General features: G+C 63.3%; 24 protein-coding genes. 14 read left to right on the plus strand and 10 right to left on the minus strand.

The annotated features are described in order from the left end of the window. The first annotated feature begins 26 nt into the window (after positions 1–26). The 4 genes from QSJ80_RS02005 (at position 27) to QSJ80_RS02020 (ending at position 6,121) form a co-directional block, all read left to right on the plus strand. Complete coding sequence (locus QSJ80_RS02005; RefSeq protein ID WP_285762593.1) at positions 27–1,481, plus strand: efflux RND transporter periplasmic adaptor subunit; 1,455 nt, start codon at positions 27–29, stop codon at positions 1,479–1,481. Further along, complete coding sequence (locus tag QSJ80_RS02010) at positions 1,478–4,597, plus strand: efflux RND transporter permease subunit (RefSeq protein ID WP_285762594.1); 3,120 nt, start codon at positions 1,478–1,480, stop codon at positions 4,595–4,597. The genes QSJ80_RS02005 and QSJ80_RS02010 overlap by 4 nt, the downstream gene beginning before the upstream one ends. 61 nt (positions 4,598–4,658) lie before the next feature. Beyond that, a complete protein-coding gene (locus tag QSJ80_RS02015; RefSeq protein ID WP_285762595.1) occupies positions 4,659–5,375 on the plus strand; it encodes a PepSY domain-containing protein in 717 nt (238 codons plus the stop codon). Further along, a complete protein-coding gene (locus QSJ80_RS02020) occupies positions 5,372–6,121 on the plus strand; it encodes a PepSY domain-containing protein (protein WP_285762596.1) in 750 nt (249 codons plus the stop codon). The genes QSJ80_RS02015 and QSJ80_RS02020 overlap by 4 nt, the downstream gene beginning before the upstream one ends. Before the next feature lie 23 nt (positions 6,122–6,144). Here the strand turns inward: QSJ80_RS02020 and QSJ80_RS02025 are convergent, their stop codons facing one another. Both QSJ80_RS02025 and QSJ80_RS02030 read right to left on the minus strand, forming a co-directional pair. Continuing rightward, on the minus strand, positions 6,145–7,506 hold the full coding sequence (locus QSJ80_RS02025; protein ID WP_285762597.1) for a TRAP transporter large permease: 1,362 nt from the start codon (positions 7,504–7,506) through the stop codon (positions 6,145–6,147). Then, positions 7,503–8,084, minus strand: coding sequence for a TRAP transporter small permease subunit (locus tag QSJ80_RS02030; protein ID WP_285762598.1), 582 nt, complete (start codon positions 8,082–8,084; stop codon positions 7,503–7,505). Before QSJ80_RS02030 ends, QSJ80_RS02025 begins: the two co-directional genes overlap by 4 nt. Before the next feature lie 209 nt (positions 8,085–8,293). On the opposite strand from QSJ80_RS02030, the gene QSJ80_RS02035 reads away from it, so the two are divergent. The 5 genes from QSJ80_RS02035 to phoU all read left to right on the plus strand — a co-directional run bounded on the left by QSJ80_RS02035 (position 8,294) and on the right by phoU (position 13,791). After that, positions 8,294–9,352, plus strand: coding sequence for a PstS family phosphate ABC transporter substrate-binding protein (locus QSJ80_RS02035; protein WP_285762599.1), 1,059 nt, complete (start codon positions 8,294–8,296; stop codon positions 9,350–9,352). Positions 9,353–9,509: 157 nt separating this feature from the next. Further along, complete coding sequence (gene pstC, locus QSJ80_RS02040; RefSeq protein WP_285762600.1) at positions 9,510–10,892, plus strand: phosphate ABC transporter permease subunit PstC; 1,383 nt, start codon at positions 9,510–9,512, stop codon at positions 10,890–10,892. Then, entirely contained in the window at positions 10,885–12,183 is a 1,299-nt protein-coding gene (gene pstA, locus QSJ80_RS02045) for a phosphate ABC transporter permease PstA (protein ID WP_285762888.1), read from the plus strand. The genes pstC and pstA overlap by 8 nt, the downstream gene beginning before the upstream one ends. A gap of 70 nt (positions 12,184–12,253) precedes the next feature. Then, a complete protein-coding gene (gene pstB / locus QSJ80_RS02050; protein ID WP_285762889.1) occupies positions 12,254–13,096 on the plus strand; it encodes a phosphate ABC transporter ATP-binding protein PstB in 843 nt (280 codons plus the stop codon). 11 nt (positions 13,097–13,107) lie between these two features. Continuing rightward, the gene (gene phoU / locus QSJ80_RS02055; RefSeq protein ID WP_285762601.1) at positions 13,108–13,791 is read left to right on the plus strand and encodes a phosphate signaling complex protein PhoU; all 684 of its coding nucleotides are present in this window, start codon (positions 13,108–13,110) and stop codon (positions 13,789–13,791) included. 71 nt (positions 13,792–13,862) lie between these two features. On the opposite strand, the gene QSJ80_RS02060 is transcribed toward phoU, so the two are convergent. Continuing rightward, complete coding sequence (locus QSJ80_RS02060) at positions 13,863–15,146, minus strand: M48 family metalloprotease (protein ID WP_285762602.1); 1,284 nt, start codon at positions 15,144–15,146, stop codon at positions 13,863–13,865. A 73-nt stretch (positions 15,147–15,219) separates the two neighbouring features. Here QSJ80_RS02060 and QSJ80_RS02065 point away from each other — a divergent pair, with 73 nt between their 5' ends. The 4 genes from QSJ80_RS02065 (at position 15,220) to QSJ80_RS02080 (ending at position 17,627) form a co-directional block, all read left to right on the plus strand. Continuing rightward, positions 15,220–15,699, plus strand: a complete 480-nt coding sequence (locus tag QSJ80_RS02065; RefSeq protein ID WP_285762603.1) for a DUF4265 domain-containing protein — start codon at positions 15,220–15,222, stop codon at positions 15,697–15,699. Between the two features lie 141 nt (positions 15,700–15,840). Further along, complete coding sequence (gene yaaA, locus QSJ80_RS02070) at positions 15,841–16,617, plus strand: peroxide stress protein YaaA (protein WP_285762604.1); 777 nt, start codon at positions 15,841–15,843, stop codon at positions 16,615–16,617. Positions 16,618–16,623: 6 nt separating this feature from the next. Next, positions 16,624–17,268 carry a DUF938 domain-containing protein gene (locus QSJ80_RS02075; protein WP_285762605.1) on the plus strand — a complete coding sequence of 215 codons (645 nt, stop codon included), beginning with the start codon at positions 16,624–16,626 and terminating at the stop codon, positions 17,266–17,268. Further along, positions 17,253–17,627, plus strand: a complete 375-nt coding sequence (locus QSJ80_RS02080) for a hypothetical protein (protein ID WP_285762606.1) — start codon at positions 17,253–17,255, stop codon at positions 17,625–17,627. The genes QSJ80_RS02075 and QSJ80_RS02080 overlap by 16 nt, the downstream gene beginning before the upstream one ends. A gap of 13 nt (positions 17,628–17,640) precedes the next feature. On the opposite strand, the gene phoR is transcribed toward QSJ80_RS02080, so the two are convergent. The 4 genes from phoR to QSJ80_RS02100 form a co-directional block, all read right to left on the minus strand. Next, complete coding sequence (gene phoR / locus QSJ80_RS02085; RefSeq protein WP_285762607.1) at positions 17,641–18,933, minus strand: phosphate regulon sensor histidine kinase PhoR; 1,293 nt, start codon at positions 18,931–18,933, stop codon at positions 17,641–17,643. Between the two features lie 70 nt (positions 18,934–19,003). Beyond that, complete coding sequence (gene phoB, locus QSJ80_RS02090; protein ID WP_285762608.1) at positions 19,004–19,708, minus strand: phosphate regulon transcriptional regulator PhoB; 705 nt, start codon at positions 19,706–19,708, stop codon at positions 19,004–19,006. A gap of 86 nt (positions 19,709–19,794) precedes the next feature. Continuing rightward, positions 19,795–20,676, minus strand: a complete 882-nt coding sequence (ubiA, locus tag QSJ80_RS02095) for a 4-hydroxybenzoate octaprenyltransferase (RefSeq protein WP_285762609.1) — start codon at positions 20,674–20,676, stop codon at positions 19,795–19,797. Further along, positions 20,673–21,278 (minus strand): chorismate--pyruvate lyase family protein, encoded by a 606-nt coding sequence (locus QSJ80_RS02100; protein ID WP_285762610.1) that lies wholly within the window; start codon positions 21,276–21,278, stop codon positions 20,673–20,675. The genes ubiA and QSJ80_RS02100 overlap by 4 nt, the downstream gene beginning before the upstream one ends. A 132-nt stretch (positions 21,279–21,410) precedes the next feature. On the opposite strand from QSJ80_RS02100, the gene QSJ80_RS02105 reads away from it, so the two are divergent. Next, a complete protein-coding gene (locus tag QSJ80_RS02105; protein ID WP_285762611.1) occupies positions 21,411–22,697 on the plus strand; it encodes a dicarboxylate/amino acid:cation symporter in 1,287 nt (428 codons plus the stop codon). Between the two features lie 30 nt (positions 22,698–22,727). Here QSJ80_RS02105 and QSJ80_RS02110 read toward each other — a convergent pair whose 3' ends face one another. The 3 genes from QSJ80_RS02110 to QSJ80_RS02120 all read right to left on the minus strand — a co-directional run bounded on the left by QSJ80_RS02110 (position 22,728) and on the right by QSJ80_RS02120 (position 26,565). Continuing rightward, positions 22,728–23,417, minus strand: a complete 690-nt coding sequence (locus tag QSJ80_RS02110) for a hypothetical protein (protein ID WP_285762612.1) — start codon at positions 23,415–23,417, stop codon at positions 22,728–22,730. Between the two features lie 128 nt (positions 23,418–23,545). Further along, on the minus strand, positions 23,546–25,633 hold the full coding sequence (gene recG, locus QSJ80_RS02115) for an ATP-dependent DNA helicase RecG (protein ID WP_285762613.1): 2,088 nt from the start codon (positions 25,631–25,633) through the stop codon (positions 23,546–23,548). Next, positions 25,630–26,565 (minus strand): hydrogen peroxide-inducible genes activator, encoded by a 936-nt coding sequence (locus QSJ80_RS02120; protein ID WP_285762614.1) that lies wholly within the window; start codon positions 26,563–26,565, stop codon positions 25,630–25,632. The genes recG and QSJ80_RS02120 overlap by 4 nt, the downstream gene beginning before the upstream one ends. Positions 26,566–26,632 lie beyond the last annotated feature (67 nt).

A 26,632-nucleotide genomic window follows, 5' to 3' on the forward strand; every position in this document is an offset into this window, starting at 1 on the left:
GGCAGGCAAAGATGAAGCAATCGCAAATGAAAAAAACCTATCTATTGATTGGCCTCGCGCTGCTGGCCGGCCTCGCGGCGGGCTGGTGGCTGGCCGAAAAAGACCCCGCAGGCGAGACGGCCGAGGGTGGCAGGAAAATCCTGTACTGGGTGGCACCGATGGACCCGAACTACCGCCGCGACGAACCGGGGAAATCGCCGATGGGGATGGACCTGATTCCGGTCTACGAGGGCGATGAGTCGCAGCAAAAGGCCGGCACTGTCAGCATCAGCCCACAGGTAGAGAACAACCTGGGGGTGCGCACGGCGCAGGTGCAGCGCGGTACCGTCACCACATTCGTGGAGACCGTTGGCCTGGTGCGCCTGGACGAGGACAAGCTGCACCATGAGCACACCCGCCTCAGTGGGTGGGTGCAGAAATCCTGGGTGCGCGCCGAGGGCGACCGGGTCCGCAAGGGACAGCCGCTGGTGGAGATCTATTCGCCGGAACTGATCAAGGCCCAGCAGGAGCTGGTGGCCGCGCTGGAAAGTGGTAACCAGACCCTGATCGACGCGACCAGGGAGCGCCTCAGCAGCCTGGGCATCCCGGCAGACCAGGTGCGTCGGGTGGAGGAAACCCGCAGTGCCAGCGAGACCATCGTGCTCTACGCCGGCGCCAGCGGCTATGTCGACCAGCTGGGGGTGCGTGACGGCATGTATATCACCGAGGCCACTGCGCTACTGAGCGTCGGGCCGCTGGAGACCGTGTGGGTGGAGGGCGAGCTGTTCCCCAAACAGGGCGGCCAGGTACAGGTCGGGCACAAGGCCACAATCCAGGGCGACTTTGCCCCGGGGCGCAGCTGGACCGGTACCCTGACCCAGGTACTGCCCAAGCTCGACGAGGAGACCCGCACCCTGCGCGTGCGCCTCGCGGTGGACAACCCGGACAAGGCCTTGCGCCCTGGCATGTTCGTGCGGGTGCAGCTGGACGGGGCGCGGGTTGATGCCCTGACGGTTCCGCGCACTGCCCTGATCCGCACCGGAGACATGGACCGGGTGGTGCTTTCCGAAGGCGACGGCCGTTATCGCTCTGTGCGGGTGCTGGCCGGGCGCGAATTCGGCGAGCGGGTGGAAATCCTGCAGGGCCTGGAAGAGGGCGCGCGGGTGGTGGTCTCGGCCCAGTTCCTGCTGGATTCCGAGTCCAGTGTCAGCGCCGACCTGTCGCGTATCGAGGGTACCCGTGTTCAGACCGCGCCCTGGGCCACTGCCCAGGTGCTGAGCATGCCGGACGACAACCACTATGCGCGGGTCGATCACGGCCCGGTGCCAGAATGGGGCTGGCCGGAAATGCGCATGGGTTTCCATGTACTGGAGGCCGCGCAGGCGGACATGCGTCGCGCGCTGCAGGGCAAGCTGACGGTGGAAGTGCAGCTGCGCGAACGCCCGGATGGCAAATACGAAATCATCGCGGTACGTCCTGTGTCCCGGGGTGAGCAGCCATGATCGCGCGCGTTATCCACTGGTCACTGCACAACCGCTTCGTGGTGTTGCTGGCGGCACTGTCGCTGGCACTGGGGGGCCTCTGGAGCCTGCGCAACACGCCGGTGGATGCCCTGCCGGATCTGTCTGATGTGCAGGTGATCATCAAGACCAGTTTTCCCGGGCAGGCGCCGCAGGTGGTGGAAGACCAGGTCACCTACCCGCTGACCACCGCCATGCTGTCGGTGCCCGGCGCAGAAACGGTGCGCGGCTACTCCTTCTTCGGGGATTCCTATGTGTACGTCATTTTCGATGATGACGTCGACCTGTATTGGGCGCGCTCGCGGGTACTGGAATACCTGAGCCAGGTGGCTCCGCGCCTGCCAGAGGGCGCCGCGCCGGAACTGGGCCCGGATGCCACCGGGGTGGGCTGGATTTACAGCTACACGCTGGTGGATCGCAGTGGCAACCACGACCTGGCGCAGCTGCGCTCACTGCAGGACTGGTTCCTCAAGTTCGAGCTGCAGACCCTGCCCGGGGTGTCCGAAGTGGCGACCGTGGGCGGAATGGTGAAGCAGTACCAGGTGCAGGTGGATCCGCAGCAGCTGCGCGCCTACGACCTGACGGTGGGCCAGATCCAGGATGCCATCCAGCGCGGCAACCGCGAGTCCGGTGCCTCGGTGGTGGAAATGGCGGAAGCCGAATACATGGTGCGGGCCAGCGGCTATATCCAGAGTGTCGCGGACCTCGAGCAGCTGCCGCTGGGCGTCAGCCGGAGCGGCACACCGCTATTGTTGCGCGACGTGGCCGATATCCGCTTGGGCCCGCAGATGCGGCGCGGCATTTCCGAGCTAAACGGCGAGGGTGAGGCTGTAGGTGGCGTGATCGTGATGCGCTTCGGTGAGAATGCACGGGCGGTGATCGAGCGAGTGACCAGTCGCTTGGCTGAACTGCAGCGCAGCCTGCCGGAAGGGGTGGAAATCGTGCCCACCTACGACCGCAGCACCCTGATTGATAGTGCGGTGGACAACCTCGGGCGCAAGTTGCTGGAGGAATTCATCGTGGTGGCGCTGGTGTGTGCGCTGTTCCTGTTCCACCTGCGCTCGTCGCTGGTGGTGGCGCTGAGCCTGCCGCTTGGCATCCTGGGGGCCTTCCTGATCATGCGCCTGCAGGGTATCAACGCCAATATCATGAGCCTCGGCGGTATCGCGATCGCCATCGGTGCCATGGTGGATGGTGCGATTGTGATGATCGAGAACCTGCACAAGCATATGGAGCGCACACCGCTCACGGAGGAAAACCGCTGGCAGGTGGTTGGCCGGGCCGCGCAGGAAGTCGGGCCGCCGCTGTTTTTCAGCCTGCTGATCATCACACTCAGTTTCCTGCCGGTGTTCGCGCTCGAGGGCCAGGAGGGGCGCCTGTTCGCGCCGCTGGCGTACACCAAGACCTACGCCATGGCCGTGGCGGCAGGCCTCGCCATCACCCTGGTGCCGGTGCTGATGGGCTACTTCGTGCGCGGCGAGGTAAAGCCGGAGGGGCAAAACCCGCTCAATCGGTTCTTCACCGCCCTGTACCGGCCGGCCCTGGCGCTCGCCATCCGGCACCCCAAGGGTGTCGTGGCGTCTGCCTTGCTGTTGCTGGCCAGTGCGCTTTACCCGCTATCCCAGCTCGGCAGCGAATTTATGCCGCCGCTGGATGAAGGCGACCTGATGTATATGCCCAGTACCCACCCTGGCATCTCCATCGGCAAGGCGCGCGAACTGCTCCAGCAGACCGACAAGATGATCAAGTCCGTTCCGGAGGTGGCGCAGGTATGGGGCAAGATGGGGCGCGCGGAGACCGCCACTGACCCGGCGCCCCTGACCATGGTGGAGACCATCATCCGTTTCAAGCCACGCGACGAATGGCGTGAGGGGATGACCTCGGAAAAGCTGCGCGCGGAGCTGGACGCAGCGGTGCAGCTGCCGGGCGTGACCAACGCCTGGGTCATGCCGATCAAGACCCGTATCGACATGCTCGCCACCGGTATCAAGACCCCGGTGGGCATCAAGATCGCCGGGCCGCAACTGGCCGAAATCGAAAAAATCGGTACCCGCCTCGAGCAGGTGCTCGGCCAGGTGCCCGGCACTACCTCGGTCTATGCCGAACGGGTTGCCGGGGGGCGCTATATCGATATCGATATCAACCGTACATCCGCGGCACGCTTCGGCCTCAATATCGCCGATGTGCAGGCGGTGGTGGATACCGCCGTGGGCGGCAAGAAGATGGGCGAGACGGTGGAGGGGCTGGAGCGCTACCCCATCAACCTGCGTTACCCGCAGTCGTGGCGCGACTCACCCGAGCGGCTGCGCCAGCTGCCATTGGTCGCCCCGAACGGCACCCACCTGACCCTGGGGGACGTGGCCAAGGTGGAGGTGCAGGACGGCCCGCCCATGATCAAGACCGAAAATGCGCGGCCCAATGGCTGGGTCTATATCGATATTGCCGGTGTCGACCTGGGTACCTGGGTCCGCGATGCGCAGGCGCTGGTCGCACAACAGGTGGATCTGCCGGCGGGCTACTCGCTGCGCTGGTCGGGCCAGTACGAGTACATGCAGCGGGCCGAGGAGCGCCTGGGCCTGCTGCTGCCCTTTACCCTGGGCATCATCCTGCTGTTGCTGTACCTGAGCTTCCGCCGTGTCGGTGAGGTGCTGGTGATCATGGGCACCCTGCCGCTCGCGCTGATCGGTGGCCTGTGGTTGTTGTACTGGCTGGGGTACAACCTGTCGGTGGCGGTTGGGGTGGGCTTTATCGCCCTTGCCGGTGTGGCAGTGGAGATCGGCGTGATCATGCTGGTGTACCTGAACCAGGCCTGGCAGGCAGTGCGCGATGACGCGGAGGCTACCGGGCGCCCGCTGTCTACTGCTGACCTGGACGAGGCAATCCGCCGCGGCGCCGGGCAGCGCATGCGCCCGGTACTGATGACCACTTCCACCGTGTTTATCGGCCTGGTGCCGGTGATGATCGCCTCGGGTGTGGGCTCGGAGGTGATGCAACGCATCGCCGCGCCCATGGTGGGCGGCATGGTCAGCGCTATGCTGCTGACGCTGCTGGTGCTGCCGGCGGTGTTTCGCTTATGGAAAGCGCGCGGGCTCGCGTAAACTGGCTTTCGCAGGCCCAATGCCTGGAAGAACAAAACTCAAAAATAATAAGAGAAAATCAGTGAGAACCGCCGGATTCCTTCGAAAACTGCATAAATGGCTGTTCCTGCTGGTGGGATTGCAGGCTCTGCTGTGGGCCCTCAGTGGTTTTTATATGGTGGTGGTGGACCTGGACTTTATCCACGGCGACCATCTGGTAAGGAACCAACGTGAACCCCTGCCAGCGGTAACGCCGGTGGCCGCAGAGACGGTGCTCGTTGATTTTGGCCGGGTGGACTCGGTCAGTCTGCGGGCGATTCAGGGCCGGCCCTATTACCTGGTGCGAGCCGATGGTAGCAGTTACCGCTTCGACGCCGGCACCGGCGCGCCGGTAGCAGCGCTGGATGCGCGGGCGGCGAAGGCGCTGGCCCGGTACTACTACAATGGCGATGCCCTCCCCCGCCGCGCGCAGCTGATTAAGGAACACCCGCCGCAGGAAATCCCGGCACGCATCCTGCCGGTGTGGCGCGTGGATTTTGAAGATCGCTACGGCACCAGTCTGTATATCGACCCGGTAAGCGCGCAGCTGGTTACCCGCCGGCACGATTACTGGCGCCTGTTCGACTTCCTGTGGATGTTGCACATCATGGACTACGAGGCGCGCGCAGATGTACACAACAACCTGCTACGTTTCGTAGCCTTGCTCGTTTTTGTCGGCACTTCCAGCGGTATCGCCCTGCTGTATTTCCGCTTCAGGCCACGCCGGCCGCGACGCAAGCGTCAGGAGGTGGGCGCATGAAAAAGACCTTGCTGAACCTGCACAAGTGGCTGAGCCTGCTGGTGGGGCTGCAGCTGGCCATCTGGCTTGTGAGCGGGCTCGGTTTCAGCCTGCTGGATGGACAGATCGTTTCCGGCCGCCACCTGGCCGAGCACCAGCCGCCACAAACGCTGCAGCAGCCGTTGGCCACTTACAGTCAGGCCGCGCTATTGCAGAAATATCCCCCGGGTACGGTGCTGGACCTGCAGTTGCGCCGCCTGCACGGGCGCGACCTGTATCGGGTCCAAACATTGGCTGGCGTGGAGCTGCGGGATGCGACCGGTGGTGCACTGGTTGATGTGGATGCGGCGATGGCGCTTGCCGTCGCGAGACGGGATTACGCCGGTGATGATGCCCTGCTGGGTACACCGGAATACCTGCCAGCGGCCGGGCTGGAGGCGCGCAAGCACCGCGGTCCGATATGGCGGGTACCGGTGGCGGATACCTTCAATACCACGCTCTATGTTTCGGCTGAGGATGGCCGGGTGCTGGAGCGACGCAACGACTACTGGCGTCTGTTCGATGTGCTTTGGATGCTGCACATCATGGATTACGGTGAGCGTGAGGACTTCAACAACCCGCTTGTCATCGGGGTGGGGTTCGCCACGCTGTGGCTGGTACTGTCCGGGGTCTGGCTGCTGTTCTACCGGGTCAATCGCCGGGATTTTCGCTGGCTGGCGCTCGCCCGCCGCAGCCGACCGCGCAGCGGGCATGCGCGGCAGGCGTAACGGGCATGGCGGGTATGGCGACGTTATAGCTGGCCGGGCAACCAGGTAGCCAGCTGTGGCCACAGTGCCAGCATCAGCATCAGTAGCAACTGGATACAGATAAACGGCACCACGCCGCGGTAGATGGCCCCGGTGGCCACGGACTCCGGCGCAACGCCGCGCAAATAGAACAGCGAGAAGCCGAACGGCGGGGTCAGGAATGAGGTTTGCAGGTTGATGGCGATCATCACGCCCAGCCACACGGGGTCGAGGCCCATGGCCAGCAGCACCGGGCCCACGATGGGCACCACCACAAAGGTGATCTCGATAAAGTCGAGGATAAAGCCCAGCAGGAAGATCACCACCATCACCAGCAGGGTCGCGCCCACCACGCCACCGGGCAGGTCGTTGAAGAAGCCGGTGACCAGCTCCTCGCCGTGGTAGCCGCGGAATACCAGTGAGAACAGGGACGCGCCGATCAGGATGGCAAACACCATGGCAGTGACCTTGAGCGTGCTGGTACCCACATCATTGAGGCGTTGCAGGTTCAGTTCGCCCTTGCCCCACGCCAGTAGCGTCGCACCCAGCGCACCCACGCCCGCCGCCTCGGTGGGGGTGGCGGCACCGGTAAGGATCGAGCCCAGCACCAGCACCATCAGCAGGATCGGCGGCAACAGGCTGAGCAGGATTTCGCCCCAGTTGCGGGTTTCCTCCACTGGTGCGGCCGGTGCCTCGGCCGGCGTGCGCCAGGCAACAAACAACAGGTAGAGGATATAGGCTGCTACCAGCAGCATGCCGGGCACTATGGCACCCACGAACAGGTCGCCAACGCTGACCGGTTGCGGATTGAAGATACCGGCGCTCAGCTGCGCCTGCTGGTAAGCGTTGGACAGGGTGTCCCCAAGCAGCACCAGTGCAATGGATGGCGGAATGATCTGGCCGAGGGTGCCGGTCGCGCAGATGGTGCCGGCGGACAGTTGCGGTGAATAGCCGCGGTTGAGCATGGTCGGCAGTGACATCAGGCCCATGGTGACCACCGTCGCGCCGACGATACCGGTACTGGCGGCCAGCAGCGCGCCCACCACCACTACGGAGACGGCCATGCCGGCCGGCATGCCGGAAAACGCGCGGGCCAGGTTCACCAGCAGCTGCTCTGCGATACGCGCCCGCTCCAGCATCACACCCATCAATACGAACAGCGGCACCGCGATCAGGGTCTGGTTCTTGACGATACCGAACAGTCGATCCGGGTAGGCCTGCAGGATGCTGGCCTCGAACAGGCCGCCCACGATACCCAGAGCCGCAGCCAGCAGTGCGGTACCGCCAAGGGTAAAGGCCACCGGGTAGCCGAGCATCAATGCCGCGCACACGGCGACAAACATAAACAGCGGAATCAGCTCGATCATACTTCCAGAACCTCCGCTTCGCTGTTGCGCACCACGGCCCGGGGCGTGCTCGGCGGCTGCGCCTCAACTGTGGCCAGCACTGTCATGCAACGGGCCAGCTCTGCCAGCCCCTGCAGTGCGAGTGTGGTGGCCGCCAGCGGCAGCAGGGTCTTGAGCAGGAAGATGCCCGGCAGGCCGCCGGCGTTTTCGCTGTCTTCCAGCACCGCCCAGCTGTTGAGCACAAACTCCCAGCAGGCGAACGCGATAAAGCCGCACAGTGGCAGCAGGAAAACCAGGGTACCGACGGCATCGACCCAGGCGCGGGCCCTCGGTGAGAACTTGCGGTAGAAGATATCCACCCGTACATGCGCGCCGGTGTGCAGGGCATAGGCCAGGCCCAGCAGGAATACCGCCCCGTGCAGGTACATGACGGACTCCTGCAGGGCGATGGAGCCGCTGTCGAACAGGTAGCGCAGCAATACGACCAGGGCCTCGAGGGCCACCATGGCGAGGGTGAACCAGCCGAGAACAGAGCCGGTATTCGCCGAAATTCTGTTTATTTGCAGCGAAAATCGCTCAATTGTATTTAAGTAACGCATATCTTTATTTTTATGGCCGCCGCCCTGGCCCAGCAGGTCACGGCAGCGGAGGTTGTATTTGGCCCGCTCACTTTGCCAGCTGCGCGCGAAACAGGGAAGCGCTGGCGGCCTGTCACATTACTGTCACTTTAGGGTAATAGGATTGTCATCGCCCGATCATAGGATGCTGGCCAGAATTTACCAGCAAGTGAATATTCCTGGAGATCATTATGAACAAACGCGTAATTGCCGGCACCCTCGCCGCCCTGACCCTCAGCGCCTCTTCCGCGGCACTGGCGGCACGCGATCACATCAGCATCGTGGGCTCTTCCACCGTTTACCCGTTTGCCACCGTGGTTGCCGAGCGTTTCAGCAAGGCCACTCGCTTCAAGGCACCGGTCGTGGAGTCCACCGGTTCCGGTGGCGGCCTGAAGCTGTTCTGTTCCGGCACGGGCGAAAGTACCCCCGACATTACCAATGCTTCCCGCCGCATCAAGCAGAGTGAAGTAGACCTGTGCGCGAGCAACGGTGTGAAAGACATCGTCGAAGTGCAGATCGGTTTTGACGGCATTGTCCTGGCGAACGCGACCAGCGCCGAGCGCATGAGCCTGACCCGACGCGACATCTTCCTGGCCCTGGCCAAGCAGGTGCCGAACCCGGATGGTTCCCAGACCCTGGTTGAGAACCCGTACAAGACCTGGAAGGACGTAAACCCGACCCTGCCGGCCAAAAAAATTGAAGTGCTGGGCCCGCCCCCGACTTCCGGTACCCGTGACGCATTCGCCGAACTGGCAATGGAAGGCGGCTGCAAGACTTTCGACTTCATCGCGGCCATGAAGAGTGCAGACAAGAAAACCTACAAGGCGGTGTGCCACTCCGTGCGTGAAGACGGTGCCTACATCGACGCCGGTGAAAATGACAACCTGATCGTGAACAAGCTCAATGCCAACCCGGATGCGCTGGGTGTATTCGGCTTCAGCTTCCTCGAGCAGAACATCGACAAGGTGCAGGGTTCCATTATCGAAGGCCAGGAGCCGACCTTTGAAACCATCGCCGACAAGAGCTACCCGGTTTCCCGCCCGCTGTTCTTCTACGTGAAGAAGGCGCACGTTGGCGTGATTCCCGGTATTGCCGAGTTCCTGGCCGAGTTCACCAGCGAGAAGGCCTGGGGCGACGAGGGTTACCTGACTGACAAGGGCATGATCCCGATGCCGCGTGCCGCGCGCAGCGAGATTGCCACGAATGCCCGTACCCTGGCACCGCTGACCAAGCTGGCGGCAAACCACTAAGCCCTGTTCGCCAGGCACAGAATGCAGGGGCATCGCCCCTCAGGGATTTCCCGCGGACAATTACCGCGAGGTATAAGGATGTACCGGCCGAGCTCCTTTCGAGGTGCTTGGCCTTTTTCACATAAATGACAGAGTTTTTTTTACGAGCAGAGACCCGATGCACGCTTCCACACTGTTTGCCCTGCTGGTGCTCTTTGCGCTGATTGCCTACGGGCTCGGATTCTCCCGGGCCATGCAAAGCGCAAAGCGTGGCGGTAGTATTCGCAGCCTTGCCGCACTCCCCGGTTACTACGGTATGCATACGGCGCTGTGGAGCCTGCTGCCGGCGCTGGTGCTGCTGGCACTGTGGACCCTGTTCGACGACACGGTGATTCGCTCACTGGTTGTCGGGGGCTTGCCGGCGGAGGTTGTCGGTGAATCTTCCGCCCGTCTGCTGTTTGCCCAGATACAGAACATCGCCTCGGGCACTATTGACCCGGCGCTTGCTGCGCCGGAGTTGCGCGACGCTGCCAACCGGCTTAACAGCCTGCGGCAAACCAGCGGAACCGTAAAAACGGTACTGGTGCTGGCGCTGGCACTGGTGGCCGGTAGCCTCGCGCTGTGGCGCCTGACCCCGAAAATGCGCGCGCGTGAAAAGGTGGAAAGCCTGGTGCGCGGCCTGCTGATGGCGAGTGCCAGTATTGCGATTCTCACCACCGTTGGCATCCTGCTGTCGGTTCTGTTCGAAGCGCTGCGCTTTTTCCAGTCGGTGCCGGTCACGGAGTTCCTGTTCGGTCTGCACTGGAGTCCGCAGATGGCGCTGCGTGCCGACCAGGCCGGTTCCAGCGGCGCCTTCGGTGCAGTCCCGATTTTCCTCGGCACCCTGATGGTGTCGGCCATCGCCATGTTCGTGGCGGTGCCGGTGGGGCTGATGTCCGCGATCTACCTGTCGGAATACGCCAGCAAGCGCGTGCGCAATACGGTCAAGCCGGTGCTGGAAATCCTCGCCGGTATCCCCACGGTGGTTTATGGCTTTTTCGCCGCACTGACAGTGGCGCCGGCGGTGCGCGATGCCGCAACGGCCATGGGCCTGCCCGCTTCTTCCGAAAGTGCGCTGGCCGCCGGCCTGGTGATGGGCATCATGATCATCCCGTTTGTGTCATCACTGTCCGATGACATCATCAATGCGGTGCCGCAGTCGCTGCGCGATGGCAGCTTCGGACTCGGCGCGACCCAGTCCGAAACCATCAAGAAGGTGGTGTTCCCGGCAGCGCTGCCCGGCATCGTCGGCGGCGTGCTGCTGGCGGTATCGCGCGCGATTGGTGAAACCATGATCGTGGTGATGGCGGCGGGCCTCGCCGCCAACCTGACCGCGAACCCGCTGGAATCCGTGACCACCGTAACAGTACAGATCGTGACGTTGCTGGTCGGTGACCAGGAGTTTGACAGTCCCAAGACCCTGGCGGCATTCGCCCTCGGCCTGATGCTGTTCCTCACCACCCTGGTACTGAACGTAATCGCCCTGCACGTAGTGAAGAAATATCGTGAACAATATGACTAAGTCGCACGCACTCCGGAATCAGGAAAAGGTTCGCAGCCGTATCGAGCAGAACCTCAAGCGCCGTTACCGCAAGGAAAAGATCTTCCGCGGTTTCGGTATCGCCAGCATTGTCTTCGGCCTGCTGTGTGTGGCGGTATTGCTGACCGATATCATCTACAAGGGCCATGGCGCTTTCTTCCAGCACTACCTGCAGCTGGAAGTGCAATACGACCCCGAAACCCTGGGCATCGAGCAGGTGGACGAAAGCGCACTGGCACTCGCAAACTTTGATGGCGTCATCAAGGATGCGATGAAAGCGCGTTTCCCGGAGGCACGGGACCGCCGCGCGCGCCGCGAGCTCTACTCGATTCCCTCGACCGACGCGCCTTTCGCACTGCGTGATCGCCTGCAGCAGGCGCCGCAGCTGCTCGGCGAGAGAGAGACAATCTGGGTCATGGTCGACGATGATGTGGATGCGTTTATCAAGAGCCTCGATGAGATCGAAGGCGGCTTCCGCGGCCGGGTGTCCGAACGCAAGGCCGGCTGGTTGATGTCGCTGTATGAATCAGGCGAGTTGCAGAACCGCTTCAATACGCAGTTCTTCACTTCCGGCGATTCGCGTGAGCCGGAGCAGGCGGGTATCAAGGCCGCACTGGTGGGCTCTGCCCTCACTTTGTTGGTGACCCTGGCACTGTCATTCCCGATCGGTGTGGCTGCCGCAGTGTACCTGGAAGAATTCGCGCCGAAGAATCGCTGGACCGACCTGATCGAGGTCAATATCAACAACCTGGCTGCGGTCCCGTCCATCGTGTTCGGTTTGCTGGGCCTGGCGATCTTTATCAACTTCTTCGAGCTGCCGCGTTCGGCGCCGCTGATCGGCGGCCTGGTGCTGACCCTGATGACGCTGCCCACGATCATCATCTCCAGCCGCGCTGCGATCAAGGCGGTACCGCCGTCGATTCGTGAAGCGGCCATGGGTATGGGCGCGTCACGCATACAGGTGGTTTTCCACCATGTGTTGCCGCTGGCCATGCCGGGCATGCTGACCGGTGCCATCATCGGCCTGGCGCAGGCACTGGGTGAAACCGCGCCGCTACTGATGATCGGTATGGTGGCGTTTATCGTCGATGTGCCCACGGGTATCACCGACCCGGCCACCGTTCTGCCGGTACAGATTTTCCTCTGGGCGGACAGCCCGGAGCGGGCATTTATTGAAAAGACCTCTGCGGCCATTATGGTACTGCTGGCATTCCTGATCACCATGAATCTGGGTGCCGTTTGGCTGCGCAAGAAGCTGGAGCGCCGCTGGTAAAAGTCATTACCCCGGTAAAATCCGCAAGAAGCGAGTTATCCTTATGAATTCGATTGCGACTGCAGTAAGCATGCCGGAAACGGCAGTACAGGAAGGAACAGACGTGGATCACAAGATCGAGTATCCGGCCACTACCGTCGGCGCGCCCTTTGTGGACAAGGCCAAGTTGCGTATGCGCGGTATCGATGTCTTCTATGGCGACAAGCAGGCCATCCACAATGTGAGCCTGGATATCGGCCAGCATGAAGTGGTGGCGATGATCGGCCCTTCCGGGTGCGGCAAGTCCACGTTCCTGCGCTGCCTGAACCGCATGAACGACACCATTGAGGGTTGTCGTGTCAGTGGCGACATCCAGCTTGACGGTGAGCAGATCAACGGTGCGAGCGTCGATGTGGTGCCGCTCCGTGCCCGGGTGGGCATGGTGTTCCAGAAGCCCAACCCGTTTCCCAAGACCATTTATGAAAACGTCGCCTATGGCCCGCGTATCCACGGTCTCGCCAGCCGCCGTGCAGAGCTGGACGAAATCGTCGAGACCAGCCTGACCCGCGCCGGCCTCTGGAATGAAGTGAAGGATCGCCTGGACCAGCCGGGCACCGGCCTGTCCGGTGGTCAGCAGCAGCGCCTGTGTATCGCACGTGCGATTGCGGTGAGCCCGGAAGTGATCCTGATGGATGAGCCTTGCTCGGCACTGGACCCGATCGCCACCGCGCGTATCGAGGAGCTGATCAGCGAGCTGCGGGAAAACTTCACCATCGCGATCGTGACCCACTCCATGCAACAGGCCGCGCGCGTCAGCCAGCGCACCGCCTATTTCCACCTGGGTAACCTGGTGGAAGTGAACGACACCGAACGGGTCTTTACCAACCCGGAACACGCACTCACCGAAGCCTACATTACGGGCCGATTCGGTTAAGGGGACCAAGGATGCCAATGCAATTCGACCAGCATATCTCCCGTCAATTCAATGACGATCTGGAGCAGATCAAGACCGACATGCTGGAAATGGGCGGCGTGGTCGCGCGCCAGGTGGAAGACGCGGTAACCGCACTGGCCGACGCCGACAGCGAGCTGGCCGAAAAGGTCATCCGTATCGAAGAGGAAATCGACGAGCGCGAGATGACGCTGGATGAGAACTGTACCCTGATCATCGCCAAGCGCCAGCCCGCCGCTTCCGACCTGCGCATGGTGATGTCGGTGATACGTACGGTGCACGACCTGGAGCGCATCGGTGACGAGGCTCAGAAGATTGCCAAGCTCGCAATCCAGCTGTCCCAGGAAGGCAGTGCGCCGCGCGGTTATACCGAGGTGCGCCACATTGCCACCGCGGTGCGTGCCATGCTCAACGAGTCGCTGGACGCATTCACCCGCTTCGACGCCGAATCCGCACTCAAGACCATGGCTGCGGATGAGCAGGTGGACCAGGACTACAAGTCTGCGATCCGCGAAATGGTGACTTACATGATGGAAGACCCGCGCAGTATCTCGCGCGGTATCAATGTCCTGTGGGCACTGCGCTCGCTCGAGCGCATCGGCGATCACGCCAAGAATATCTGCGAGCAGGTGGTGTACCTGGTGCGCGGTACCGATATCCGCCACGGTAACCTCTGAGTCCGGAGGTTACCGCAACGGTAGAGGGCTGGATGCGCCGCTCGTGAGCGGTGAAAGGCTGTACTGGGCCGCTAACCCCCGGCCAGCTGCTGCATGCGCGCCCGCGCCTGCTTGCCGACATTGCCGGGGTCCTGCGCTGCCATCTGGTAGTTGCGCAGGGCGCCGTTTCGATCTCCTCGCGCTTCCATCGTCTCCCCCAGGAACAGGTATGCCGCTGCGGTCTGCAGCAGTCCCAGTGAGCGGGTCAGGTCCTTTTCCGCCGCGCTGTACTGGCCGAGCCTGGTGCGGGTCATGCCCCGCGCCAGCCAGTTGGAAAACAGCTGCGGGTTTTCACTGACCGCACGATTGTAGGCCGCCAGCGCGCTCTGGTAATCATTGCGCGCGAACTGGATATCGCCTTCCAGTGCAAAGAAAGCACCCTCTCGCGGCTGCATCTGCTGTGCACGCTGCAGGTATTTCAGGGCCAGGTCCCAGTCCTTCTTGCCGGCCGCACGTCGCGCGTCGTCATAGGCCAGATAGGCACCGCGGCCGCGGTTCAGCTGGCGCATGGCACTCTGGAAGGCGTCGCGATTGGTGGTGCCGCCGGCGGGTAGCTGCGTTGCATGGCGCTTGTTGGCCTCGACCCGCGCTGCGGAAGGCGGATGGCTGGCAAACAGGGCCTCGAACGCATTACTTTCACGACCGCGTGACAGCGCCAGGAACTTTTCCTGCACCCGCACCGCTCCCTGCGGGTCATAACCGGCCTTGCTCATGTAGCGCATCCCCACTTCGTCAGACTGCAGCTCGTTGCTGCGGCCGTAACGTGCGATGTAGGCGGCGCCACCAAGGGCGCCGGCCTGGCTGGCAATATCCCCCCACTCGCTGTCCTGGGTTGTGGCCCCCAGTACGGCTATGCCCACCCCGAGTACCTGCTGGCGTGACATCGCCTGGGCCGAGTGACGCGCGGCCGAGTGTACTATCTCGTGCGCCAGCACCGCGGCCAGCTCTGCCTCATCATCCAGGCGCATCAGCAGGCCGCGATTGATGGCGATCTTGCCACCGGGCAGCGCCCAGGCATTGGCCTCGGAGTTGTTCAACACGACAAATTCGTAGGGCAGCGTCGGGTTGTCGGAAACGCGGGCGAGCTTCTTCCCCACCGAGCTGACATAGCGCTGCAGGCCCGGGTCCAGGCTGTAGGCGCCGCCTTGCTGCTGCTGGTTGAGGGGATACTGGCGCTCGCCGATGGCGATTTCCTGTGCTGGTGACATCAGCGACAGCTCCTGCTCACCGGTAACCGGGTTGACCGAGCATCCTGTAACGGCGACGCCAATGGTGGTGCTGAGGCCAAGGCCGAGGAAAAGTTTCCGCGAGATCATCTGTGCTCCCTGTATAATTCGCAAAAATTTCTGGCAGCCGGCTGCGCGCGGGCTGTCGCGATAGGGGCAGATTATGTCAGCTTTACAGATAATTGAACTCATCGCGGGCAAGAATGCCGATGGCGAGCCGGTGGTGGAACGCTTACAGGTGCGCGTCAACGAGGACGATACCTGCCAGTTGGTACGCTCGCCGGCTTTCCTCAAGGGGCTGGCCAGTGGCGACATCATCAAGGTACAACCCGGAGAAGGCACTTTCGAACTGGTGCGTCGCTCCGGCAACCTGGCCGTTCGGGTCTTCTGCCGTGGCGATAGCGCGGAGCTTTCCGACCAGTTGACCCCGCAGCTGGAAAAGCTCGGTGGCGAGCTGGATATGGAGACGCCGCGCCTGCTGATCTACTCGATCCATGTCAGCTGCGGCTTTACCGAGATCGAGAAAATCCTCAACAGCATCACCGACGGTGCCAACAGTGTGTGGTACTACGGTAATGTATATGACGCGGAAGACGGGCAGACGCCACTGAACTGGTGGCAGGATTTGCTCAAGCCCGAGTGATTGACGTGGGGCTGGTAAAGCGTTTTCAGACACGCTGTGAATACGTCCCTGTACGCTCGACGGCCGCGTCCATGCGGCCGACGGTCTGAAAACGCTTAACGCAGCCGCCACGGCCGACCCAAGAGAAGAGTCGCGAGAAAAATGCTAATAGTTATTTCCCCTGCCAAGACCCTCGATTACGAGAGCGAGATCCCCGCGCTTGATACCACCCAGCCGGATTTGCTCAAGGATTCCGCCGAGCTCGTAAAGGAGCTGCGCGAGCTGCAGCCGCAGGATATCTGCACCCTGATGAAGGTATCGGACAAGATCGGCGTGCTCAACTACGATCGTTTTCAGGCCTGGAAGCGCCCGTTTACCGGCAAGAATGCCCGCCCGGCGCTGCTCGCCTTCAAGGGCGATGTCTATACCGGGCTGGAAGCGGAAAGCTTCGGCAAGCGCGACTTCGCCTTTGCGCAGAAACACCTGCGCATCCTGTCCGGCCTCTACGGTGTGCTGCGCCCGCTGGACCTGATGCAGCCCTACCGGCTGGAGATGGGTACCAAATTTGCCAATGGGCGCGGCAAGGACCTGTATGCGTTCTGGGGTGACCAGGTGACCGAGGCCATCAACGCGCAGCTGGCATCACTCAAGAGCAGGGAGCTGGTCAACCTGGCCTCCAACGAGTATTTCAAGTCGGTCAAAAAGAAACAGCTGGCCGGCGAGATCATTACGCCGCACTTCAAGGACCTGAAAAACGGCGAGTACAAGATGATCAGCTTCTTTGCCAAGAAGGCGCGCGGCATGATGAGCCAGTGGGCCATCCGCAACCGGGTCAAGCAGGCGGAACAGCTGAAGGCATTCGATATGGCCGGCTACCGCTTCAACAGCGCCATGTCATCCGGCAACGACTGGGTGTTTACCCGCGACGAGGCCCAGTAAGCGCGCATGGCTGAGACCGGAAACGCCGGGCTGCCGGACTCGCCTTCCTGTGCGCGCAACCGCGCACCTATCCTGTTGGAATTACAGCGGTTGTTTGCGGACCGGCGCAATGTACTGGAGATCGGCAGCGGTACCGGCCAGCATGCAGTCTACTTTGCACCGCGCCTGCCGCATTTGCGCTGGCAGACCTCGGACCTGAACGAAAACCTGCCAGGAATCCGGGCCTGGCTGGCGGCGCAGCCGGCCCCGAATCTGGTGGCGCCGCTGCTGCTGGATGTTACCGGCAAATGGCCGGCGATCAGCGTGGATGCAGTGTTTACCGCCAACAGCCTGCATATCATGGGTTGGGACTGTGTTGAGGCGTTCTTCCACGGCCTGCCAGGGGTGCTCGCGCCGCGGGCCTGCCTCGCGGTCTATGGGCCAGTAAGATTAGGCGGCGAATACACCAGTGCCTCCAATGCCGAGTTTGACGAGTGGCTCAAGGCGCGCGATCCCCGCAGCGGTATCCGCGACCTCGAGGCGTTGGATGCGCTTGCCAGCGCTGCGGGCCTGCAGCGCACAGAAATGATCGCCATGCCGGCAAATAACTATCTGCTGGTCTGGTGCAAGGAAACAACGAATAAGGAGTCTGGAAAATGGAAGAAGCGGTAACCGGTATCCCGGTCGCATTTCAGGTCGGTGTGGGCATATTTGCCGCACTGGCCGCGGTATTTTTCTTTGCCAAATATCGCGAGGCCGCGGCAGCGCTGCAGGTGAGCGAGAAGGTCAAGAAAAAGTACTCGCGCGAACTGGACCGCCTGCAGGACGTCGCAAAGCTGCGCGTGGTGCGCGACGCGCTGCTGTCAGAGCAGGGCGACAATGTCGATGACGAGGGCCGCCAGCACCTGCTGCTGCGCGATGCTGACGGCAGGCTTTTCCATGTGGCGTTGCAGAAAACCGTGGCGCCAGCCGACGGTGAGGTGGCCATTACCCGTAACGGCGAGCGGGTTGTCCTGCAGGAGCCCCGCTAAGTGCGGGAAATATTCAGGCGGCAGAAGCTGCCGACAGGCGCTCCGGCGGGAAATGCAGGGTGAAGTTACTGCCTCTGCCCGGCGCGCTCTCGATATCCAGCGCGCCGCCGTGGCGCACCATCACATGCTTGACGATGGCAAGGCCGAGGCCGGTACCGCCGGTGGCGCGATCCCTGCCGGAATCGACTCGGTAAAAGCGTTCGGTCAGGCGTGGGAAGTGCACGGCGGCGATGCCGAGGCCCTGGTCCCTGACGGAAAAGTGCCCGCCGCGGATATCGCGCCACCAGCGCAGGGTGATGGTGCCGCCGTTCGGGCTGTAGCGCACAGCGTTACTGGCCAGGTTGGCGAAGGCGCTGTGCAGCTCCTTGCTGCTGCCGGCAATCACGCATTCATCGCTGCATTCCACCACCACCGTGTGGCGACCGTTACTCAGGGCGCGGGTCTCGTTGGCGACGGCGGCCACCAGCGGCCCCACATCCACCTCTTCTGAACCCCTTTGCTGGTCACTGGTTTCCAGCTTCGACAATACCAGCAGGTCCTGCACCAGCGCGGCCATTCGCTCGGCCTGCTGCTGCATCTGTTCGATGGGCCTGGCCCATTTCTCGGGGGCCTGGCCACTGGCCTCCAGCGTTTCCAGGTAGCCGCTGACCACGGTTAATGGCGTGAGTAATTCATGGGAGACGTTGGCGACAAAATCCTGGCGCATCTGTTCGAGGCGGAACAGGCGGGTGGTATCGCGTACCACTACCAGCGCCTCATTGTTGCCGAAGCGGGTGACCTCCACCTGCAGGAAACGCTCCTCGTTGCCGGGGGCGCGCATGGTCAGCGGTTCATCCCGTTGGGCGCCGTGCAGGTAATCGACGAACGCCGGCTCGCGCACAAAATTGGTCAACGCCTGGCCTTCATCACCCGGCTGCAGGTTCAGCAGGCGCGCGGCGGCGGGGTTCCACCAGGACAGGTCGTCGCCGTTCTCCAGTGCGACGATGCCCTCGCGCAGGGCGCCGGTGCTGTCCTGCACGCGCCGCAGGAGCGCGTGCAGTTTCTGTTTTTCACGCCGGTGGCGGCGCTGCATGCGGTAGAAGTCGTCGGAAATATTGCCCCAGATGCCGAAGCTGATGGGCGGGGTGCCGCGTCGGCCGAGGCTCAGCCAGCGGTCGAAGCGGGCCTGCTGGATGAAAACCCAGGCGAGGTAAATGGCGAGGCTGAGGACGAGCCCCGGCAACCAGAGACCGGTACTGGCCCCGAAAATTGCGCAACCCAGCGCGATGATGACAAAGCGGGCAAGTTCGCCGATGCTGCGGTCCAAGCCTGTCCTCCGGTTGGTCTGCGCCATTTGCTGCGCGGCCTGCCGCGCGCAGCGGGCCGTGCCGGAATTGTTACACCTTTACAGGCGCTTGGGTAGAAAAGCGGTAGCCGGTGCCGCGTACGGTCTGAATCAACTGGTCGTGCCCCTCGAGGGCGATGGCTTTTCGCAGCCGGCGGATATGCACATCCACGGTGCGTTCCTCCACATACACGTTGCCGCCCCAGACATGGTCCAGGAGTTGTGTGCGGGTGTAGACACGCTCCTGGTGGGAAAGGAAAAACTGCAGCAGGCGAAATTCGGTGGGCCCCAGCTCCACCGGCTTGCCGTCGATGGTGACGCGGTGGCTGACCGGGTCCATGACCAGCTTGCCCGCCGTCAGCGGTGCATCGTCGTTGGCGGGACCAGCACGGCGCAGTACTGCCTTCAGCCTTGCCACCAGCTCGCGCGGAGAGAACGGTTTGGTGATGTAGTCATCGGCGCCGGTTTCGAGGCCGCGGATCTTGTTGTCCTCGTCATTCTTGGCGGTGAGCATGACGATCGGGATCTGTGCAGTGACTTCGTCGCGCTTGAGGCGGCGCGCCAGCTCGATGCCACTGACATCGGGCAGCATCCAGTCGAGCAGGATCAGGTCGGGGGATTCGTCAATCACCAGGGCGTGGCCCTGCTGCGCATTCTCGGCCTCGAGGCAGCGGTAGTCTGCCATTTCCAGGGCGACGCGGAGCATATCCCGCACCGGGGCTTCATCATCGACGATCAGGATAGTCTTGCTGTTCATAACTGTCCGACTGCGTTGGGTTATTTGGCTATTTAACGCCGTCCCTGTTGCAGTTATATGACAGTGGCGCGGGATTCAGTCAATCATTATGCGACCAGGTAATGACCCAGTATTCCCAGGAAGATTACCAGGCCAACGTAGTTGTTGTTCAGGAATGCCTGGAAGCAGGCATCGCGCTCGCGGTTGCGCACCAGCCACTGTTGCCAGGCAAACAGCAGCGCCGCCGCCAACAGGCCAAGGTACCAGGGCCAGCTGAGCTCGAATCGGGTCCCGGCGAGGTACAGGGTGAACAGCGTCAGGCCCTGCAAGCTGGCGGTCATGGCGCGGTCCATATCGCCGAACAGGATGGCGGTGGAGCGAATGCCGATCTTGAGGTCATCGTCGCGGTCCACCATCGCATAGAAGGTGTCGTAAGCGGTGGTCCACAGCAGGTTGGCGCTGAACAGCAGCCAGGCTTCCGGCGGTACCGTGCCGCGGCTGGCGGCAAACGCCATCACGATGCCCATGCTGAACGCGGCGCCGAGCACGATCTGCGGCAGGTGGGTGTGGCGCTTCATATAGGGGTAAGTGGCGGCCAGCGCAAAGGCACCGAACGCCAGCTGGATGGTCAGCGTGTTGGTGGTCAGCACCAGCAGCAGCGCCAGCAGCAGCAGCGCGCCGCACAGCAGCAGTGCATCGCGGGGCCGGATCGCGCCGGTGGCCAGGGGGCGGTTACGGGTCCGCTCCACGTGGCCGTCGAGGTTGCGGTCGGCGTAGTCGTTGAGGATACAGCCGGCGGCGCGCATCAGGATCACGCCCAGGGTAAACACCACAAACAGGTGCAGCGATGGCAGGCCGCCTTCCGCCAGCCACAGCGCCCACCAGGTGGGCCACAACAGCAGCAGGGTACCGATGGGCCTGTCCATGCGCATCAGTTGCCAGAAGGGCACCAGTTGCGGCCAGCGGCGCGAGATTTGCTGTGTGATCATGCCTTGTTCTTGAATTGCAGCGGCGCTGCACGGCCTGGCGCGCAGTCCGGGTTGAAGTCTTTGAGGAAGGTCTCGCCCACCAGCAGCGGCCGCTCGCCGAGCCAGAATGTGGAGCGGCGCCCCCAGGCCTGCGGGGCCAGGTGGCCGGCAAGTATGCCCTCGGGCAGTGCGCTGGCGGGGTTCAGGCGCAGGCGGTTGATGCTGATCGGCCCGCGGCGCACGTCGGGATCATTGAACAGCAGTTCGCCCAACGGGCGGTTGTCGAGCCGGCGCAGGTGGCTGGCGTCACCGGTCAGGGTGGCTTCCGGCATGACGCTGCGGGCAAATACCCACGGCTGGTCCGTGCCCCACAGGATCACCTCGCGCACCAGCGCGCGCTCGCCCCGCGCCAGCTGCAGCTGCCCGGCCTCCTCCGCGGAGGGGATTTCCCATTCCTGGCGCAGTACCTGTACCCGGAAGTGGCCATCGCCGCGCAGCTTCAGTGCTGCGGTCAGGGACTCCGGATAGACCAGCCATGCCAGCAGCGCGTCGTCCGGCTGCGGGACGGCGGGGGTGTCCGGGGTATGCCAGCGGCCTGCGGCCAGGTAAAGCGGATGTGCCAAGGGGGTACTGCCTGCCAGTTGAAAGGCTCCATTGTACGGGCTGGCCGCGCGCGGGCCAATTGGCGGCGCGGTTTTACCCTGACCGGAGGGTGCCTTATAGTGGCGAGCGAATAACAAATACCGGATGGAACAATGGGGTTAACCAAGAAAATCCTGCTGGCGATGGTGCTCGGCATCGTCACCGGCATGCTGCTGAACGGTGTCGTCAATGAGGGCACCTTGTGGCTGGGCAAGGCTGCGGCCGACCTGTTCAATACCTACTTGGTCGATGGCCTTTTCGATGTAGTGGGCAAAATCTTTGTCGCCTCGCTCAAGCTGATGGTGGTGCCGCTGGTGCTGGTCTCGCTGGTGTGCGGTGCCTGCTCCCTGTCCGAGGGCAGCCGCATGGGGGTGCTCGCGGGCAAGACCATCGGGCTGTACCTGCTCACCACCGGTATCGCCATTGCACTGGCGCTGACCCTGGCTATCCTGGTGGCGCCCGGCTCCGGCATGGAGACCGTCGCTGCCGGTACCTTTGAGGGCAAGGAGGCACCGCCGCTGAAGCAGGTGATCGTGGACATAGTGCCTACCAACCCGTTCAAGGCGATGGTGGAAGGCAACATGCTGCAGGTGATCGTGTTCGCGCTGCTGATGGGCTTTGCCATCCCGCGCTGTGGCGAGGCGGGCAAGCGCATTGCGGCTTTCTTCTACGACATGGATGCCGTGGTCATGAAGATGGTCGGCTTCCTGATCGAGCTGGCGCCCTACGGTGTGTTTGCGCTGCTGGCCAAGATCTTCGCCACCCTGCCGTTCGACACCTTCCTGAACCTGATGGCGTATATGGCGACCCTGGCCGGTGCACTGCTGCTGCATGGCCTCGGTGTCTACAGCGCGTTGCTGAAGCTGTTCTCCGGCCTCAATCCGCTGCAGCTGCTGAAGAAGATGCGCCCCGCGCAGATGTTCGCGTTCAGTACCGCATCCTCCGGAGCCACCATCCCTGTGACCCTGGCCACGGTCGAGCGCCGTCTGGGTGTGGACAACAGTGTGGCCTCGTTTACCGTGCCGCTGGGTGCCACCATCAATATGGACGGTACCGCGATCATGCAGGGTGTGGCCACGGCATTTATTGCCCAGGCCTACGGCATCGATATCGGCCTGCAGGGTTACCTGATGGTGGTGCTGACTGCGACCCTGGCATCCATTGGCACCGCCGCGGTCCCGGGTGTGGGCCTGATCATGCTGACCATGGTGCTGCAGCAGGTGGGCCTGCCGGTTGAGGGTATTGCGCTGATTATCGGCGTGGACCGGATCCTGGATATGCTCCGGACTTCAGTGAATATCACCGGTGATGCGGTGGTGAGCTGTATCGTGGCGAAGAGTGAAGGACGGCTGGAAGAGGCTGTGTTCAACGACACCAACTACGATGCCCCGACCAGCTGATTGAATTTTTCTGAAGACCTGCGCAGTTGGCTACACCAGCTCGCGCAGGTCCTCTGCTTCCAGGTCCCCGTCAATTTCCGCCAGCACCCGTTTTACCAGCCACTCCAGCGATTTCTGCAACGCCTCCTGGCTGTTGTCCTCGCGCCGGTCATCCTCAAACCAGCTCTTGATCTGGTACTTGGTCGAGATCTTCAGTGATTCCACATCGATAGTGCGCTCCTGCACCATGTTGCCCGCGGCGTTCTGGATTTGGTAGGCAAAGGTACCGCGCAGCACCAGCGTGCCGCGTTCCAGTTCGTAACGTGACTTGGTGGAGACATCGGTGATCTGGCGGCTGACATCCAGTTGCAGGCTGCTGGCAAACTTGAGCCCGGCATCGTCCAGCAGGGCGACTTCCTCATCGCGGAAATGTTCGTTCAGTGCCTGGTACAGGTGCCCGTGCAGCGCTTCCAGGTAGGGCCTGGAAAGGGATTTCTGCAATTCCGTCAGGCTGACATTGCCGCCGGCCTCCGCCAGCAGGACCTGCATGGCGTGCGCATCCATCGGCATTTCCAGATCGATTTCGGCTGGCAGCAGCGCCAGCGCCGGTGGAGCGGCGTCAGCGGCCAGCAGGCCGAGGCCCGGTAGTTGCGCGGCCGCGTGGCCGGCACCGGCCAGCGCGCCCACCGCAATTGTGGTGGTAAGAAGGTTGCGTAAACGGTTTTTGTGCGGGGTGTTCAATGCGAGAGCCTGGTCCGGTTCTTATTTTTGGTGCGCGGTGCTCACCGAATTGGTGCACCGTACAATTCACCCTAACGCCGCATGCGCGGCGGCGTCAAAACTAAACCCGACCGAAATTGACGTTCTGGTCACACCTGCCCGAATTGCTCCCTGCGCTGTAGCCAGCGCTCCACCAGCAGCGCCCGCGCCGGGGCTGCCAGTTCGCTGCTCGCGGCCATGCGCTGCACCAGAGGCAGCAGGCCCGCATCGCGCTGCAGGTCGGCGATCTTGTACTGCAGGTCCCCGGTCTGGCGGGTGCCCAGTATCTCGCCGGGGCCGCGCAGGCGCAGGTCTTCCTCCGCAATGGCGAAACCGTCGCTGTACTGGCGCATGGCGGCGATGCGCGCCTTGCCATTCATGGACAGCGGCGTGCTGTAGAGCAATACGCAGTGGCTTGCCGTGCTGCCCCGCCCCACCCGGCCGCGCAACTGGTGCAGCTGCGCAAGCCCCAGCCGCTCCGGGTTCTCGATGATCATCAGGCTGGCATTCGGCACGTCCACCCCCACCTCGATGACGGTGGTGGCCACCAGCAGGTCCAGCTCCGCGCCCTTGAACGCGGCCATGACCCGGTCCTTCTCCGCCTGGGGCAGGCGCCCGTGCACCAGCCCTATGCGCAGCTCCGGCAAGAGTTCCGCCAGTTCCGTGGCGGTGACCTCGGCGGCCTGGGCTTCCAGGGCCTCGGATTCCTCGATCAGGGTGCAGACCCAGTAGGCCTGGCGTCCCTCGCGTACCGCCGCGCGCACCCGTTCGATAACCTGTTCGCGCCGGCTGGCGTCGATGGCGACGGTGTTGACCGGCTGCCGGCCCGGCGGCAGCTCGTCGATGATGGAGCAGTCCAGGTCGGCGTAGGCGCTCATGGCGAGGGTGCGGGGAATCGGGGTCGCGGTCATGATCAGCTGGTGCGGCATGCTGCCGCCGCTGCCCTTGCGCCCGAGTGCAAGGCGCTGGCGCACGCCGAAGCGGTGCTGTTCGTCGATGATCACCAGCGCCAGGTTGTGGTAATCGACCCCGTCCTGGAACAGGGCATGTGTGCCCACCACCACCTGCGCCTCACCGGAGGCGATGGCTGCCAACTGCGCGCGCCGCTCTGCGACTTTCTGGCTGCCACTGAGCCAGCCGGTGTGGATACCGAGCGGCGCCAGCCAGGCGCGAAAATTCTGCAGGTGCTGGCCGGCCAGGATCTCGGTCGGCGCCATGATGGCCACCTGATAGCCCTGCGCCACGGCCTGCATGGCCGCGAGAGCCGCAACCACGGTCTTGCCGGAGCCCACATCGCCCTGCACCAGGCGCATCATTGGCTGGCTGCGGGCCAGGTCGGCGCCGATTTCCGTCGCTACCTGCTGCTGCGCTCCGGTCAGTCCGAACGGCAGCTGTGCCAGGAACTCGGCCTGCAGCGGCGGCGCCTGCGGCAGTGGTATGGCGTCGTGGCTCTGGGCGCGCAGGCGCAGTGCCACCAGGCTGAGGTGGTGCGCCAGCAGCTCTTCGATGGCCAGGCGCTGCTGGCACGGATGCTCGCCCTCCGCGAGTGCCGCCAGGTCGACATTGGTGGGCGGGGTGTGGAGGTAGCGCAGGGCCACGCCCAGTTCTAGACGCAGTGGCGCGGGCAGCAGGGTGTCCGGCAACAGTCGCGCGGGGGGATGGCTTTCAAGGTAACCCAGGGCCTGTTCGATCAGGGCGCGCAGGCGCTGCTGGGTGATGCCTTCTGTGAGCGGGTAAACCGGGGTCAGGCTGGCCGCCAGTTGTGGCAGCTCGCTGTCGCACACCTGGGATTCCGGGTGATACAGCTCCAGCCCGCTGGACCCGCGCCGGGCTTCGCCGAAGCAGCGTACCCGCGTGCCGGTGGCAAGCCGGGCTTTCTGCGCTGCGGTGAAATGGAAAAAACGCAGGGTAATGGTACCGGTGTTGTCCTGCAGCCGGCACACCAGGCTGCGCCGGCGTCCGTAGACGATGTCAGCCCCGCGCACTTCCCCCTCGATCACCACCTCCGCGCCGGGCGCGACGCCCCCGATCGGGGTAATCCGGGTCCTGTCCTGGTAGCGCTGCGGCAGGTGCAGCAGCAGGTCCTGCAGGTTGTGGATATCCAGCTTGCCCAGGGTTTCCGCCAGGCGCGCGCCCACGCCCTTGAGGGTCGTGACCGGCACCTGGTGCAGGGCCTGTTGTGCCTGTGTGGTGGTCACGCCGCCCCCTTGCGCCCCAGGTGGATGGCATCGCGCAACAGTTCTATGGCCCGGTGCCGGGGGAAGCTGGCACGCCAGGCCAGCGCCACGGTGCGCTTCGGCTCGGCGCCGCCATCGGCGGCGGCCAGGGGCCGGGTCACCAGCAGCGCGGGGTCGTACTGGGTGGCCACGGCAGCGGAGCGCGGCAGTATGGTGATGCCGAGGCCGGATGCCACCATATGGCGAATGGTTTCCAGCGAACTGCCGTCCGCCGCAGTGCGGATGCGGGCACCGTCCTCGCCGCGTTCCAGCGATTGCTGCAGGTGTGGGCAGGCGAGCAGCACCTGGTCGCGGAAGCAGTGCCCTTCCCCAAGCAGCAGCAGGTTTTCCTCCGCCAGTTCCTTCTCGCTGATGCTCTCCTTGCGGGCCAGCGGGTGCCAGGCCGGCAGCAACACCTCGAAGGGTTCGTCGTACAGTGGCTGGGTGACCACGTCCGCCTCGGTAAACGGCAAGGATACGATGATGGCATCCAGTTCGCCCTTGCGCAGGCGCTGGCGCAGGGTCGCGGTAAAACCCTCCTCCACGAACAGCGGCATGCGTGGCGCCAGTTCCTGCAGGTGCGGGATAAAACGCGGAAACAGGTAGGGCCCGATGGTGAAGATGGCGCCCACCGACATGGTGGCGTTGAGCTGGTCGCGGCCGGCACTGGCCAGGTCGCGGATGCCCGCGGTCTGCTCCAGTACCAGCTGGGCCTGCTGCACGATTCGCTCCCCCAGCGGGGTCGGCTGCACGCGGGTCTTGGAGCGCTCGAACAGCGCCACATCCAGTTCCTGCTCCAGTTTCTTGACCGCGATGCTGAGGGTTGGCTGGCTCACGTGGCAGCGCTCGGCTGCGCGGCCGAAGTGCTGCTCCTGGGCAAGTGTGACAATGTAGCGTAATTCGGTCAGCGTCATGCGGAAATCAATTGATAGATAATTCTTGATAGGGATTATTCATTAAAGCCGGTCCCCGGGTAAAGGC

The sequence above is a fragment of the Biformimicrobium ophioploci genome, from assembly GCF_030270605.1.
Classification (GTDB): Bacteria; Pseudomonadota; Gammaproteobacteria; order Pseudomonadales; family Cellvibrionaceae; genus Biformimicrobium; species Biformimicrobium ophioploci.

What these genes read in the sequence shown, in the direction of transcription:
- phoU (WP_285762601.1), top strand. Translation starts at nt 13,108, where the DNA reads ATGCCAATGCAATTCGACCAGCATATCTCCCGTCAATTCAATGACGAT.
- QSJ80_RS02060 (WP_285762602.1), bottom strand. Translation starts at nt 15,146, where the DNA reads ATGATCTCGCGGAAACTTTTCCTCGGCCTTGGCCTCAGCACCACCATT.
- QSJ80_RS02005 (WP_285762593.1), top strand. Translation starts at nt 27, where the DNA reads ATGAAAAAAACCTATCTATTGATTGGCCTCGCGCTGCTGGCCGGCCTC.
- QSJ80_RS02025 (WP_285762597.1), bottom strand. Translation starts at nt 7,506, where the DNA reads ATGATCGAGCTGATTCCGCTGTTTATGTTTGTCGCCGTGTGCGCGGCA.
- QSJ80_RS02105 (WP_285762611.1), top strand. Translation starts at nt 21,411, where the DNA reads ATGGGGTTAACCAAGAAAATCCTGCTGGCGATGGTGCTCGGCATCGTC.
- QSJ80_RS02120 (WP_285762614.1), bottom strand. Translation starts at nt 26,565, where the DNA reads ATGACGCTGACCGAATTACGCTACATTGTCACACTTGCCCAGGAGCAG.
- pstC (WP_285762600.1), top strand. Translation starts at nt 9,510, where the DNA reads ATGCACGCTTCCACACTGTTTGCCCTGCTGGTGCTCTTTGCGCTGATT.
- QSJ80_RS02035 (WP_285762599.1), top strand. Translation starts at nt 8,294, where the DNA reads ATGAACAAACGCGTAATTGCCGGCACCCTCGCCGCCCTGACCCTCAGC.
- QSJ80_RS02010 (WP_285762594.1), top strand. Translation starts at nt 1,478, where the DNA reads ATGATCGCGCGCGTTATCCACTGGTCACTGCACAACCGCTTCGTGGTG.
- phoB (WP_285762608.1), bottom strand. Translation starts at nt 19,708, where the DNA reads ATGAACAGCAAGACTATCCTGATCGTCGATGATGAAGCCCCGGTGCGG.
- yaaA (WP_285762604.1), top strand. Translation starts at nt 15,841, where the DNA reads ATGCTAATAGTTATTTCCCCTGCCAAGACCCTCGATTACGAGAGCGAG.
- QSJ80_RS02020 (WP_285762596.1), top strand. Translation starts at nt 5,372, where the DNA reads ATGAAAAAGACCTTGCTGAACCTGCACAAGTGGCTGAGCCTGCTGGTG.
- QSJ80_RS02075 (WP_285762605.1), top strand. Translation starts at nt 16,624, where the DNA reads ATGGCTGAGACCGGAAACGCCGGGCTGCCGGACTCGCCTTCCTGTGCG.
- QSJ80_RS02080 (WP_285762606.1), top strand. Translation starts at nt 17,253, where the DNA reads ATGGAAGAAGCGGTAACCGGTATCCCGGTCGCATTTCAGGTCGGTGTG.
- pstA (WP_285762888.1), top strand. Translation starts at nt 10,885, where the DNA reads ATGACTAAGTCGCACGCACTCCGGAATCAGGAAAAGGTTCGCAGCCGT.
- pstB (WP_285762889.1), top strand. Translation starts at nt 12,254, where the DNA reads ATGCCGGAAACGGCAGTACAGGAAGGAACAGACGTGGATCACAAGATC.
- ubiA (WP_285762609.1), bottom strand. Translation starts at nt 20,676, where the DNA reads ATGATCACACAGCAAATCTCGCGCCGCTGGCCGCAACTGGTGCCCTTC.
- QSJ80_RS02030 (WP_285762598.1), bottom strand. Translation starts at nt 8,084, where the DNA reads ATGCGTTACTTAAATACAATTGAGCGATTTTCGCTGCAAATAAACAGA.
- QSJ80_RS02065 (WP_285762603.1), top strand. Translation starts at nt 15,220, where the DNA reads ATGTCAGCTTTACAGATAATTGAACTCATCGCGGGCAAGAATGCCGAT.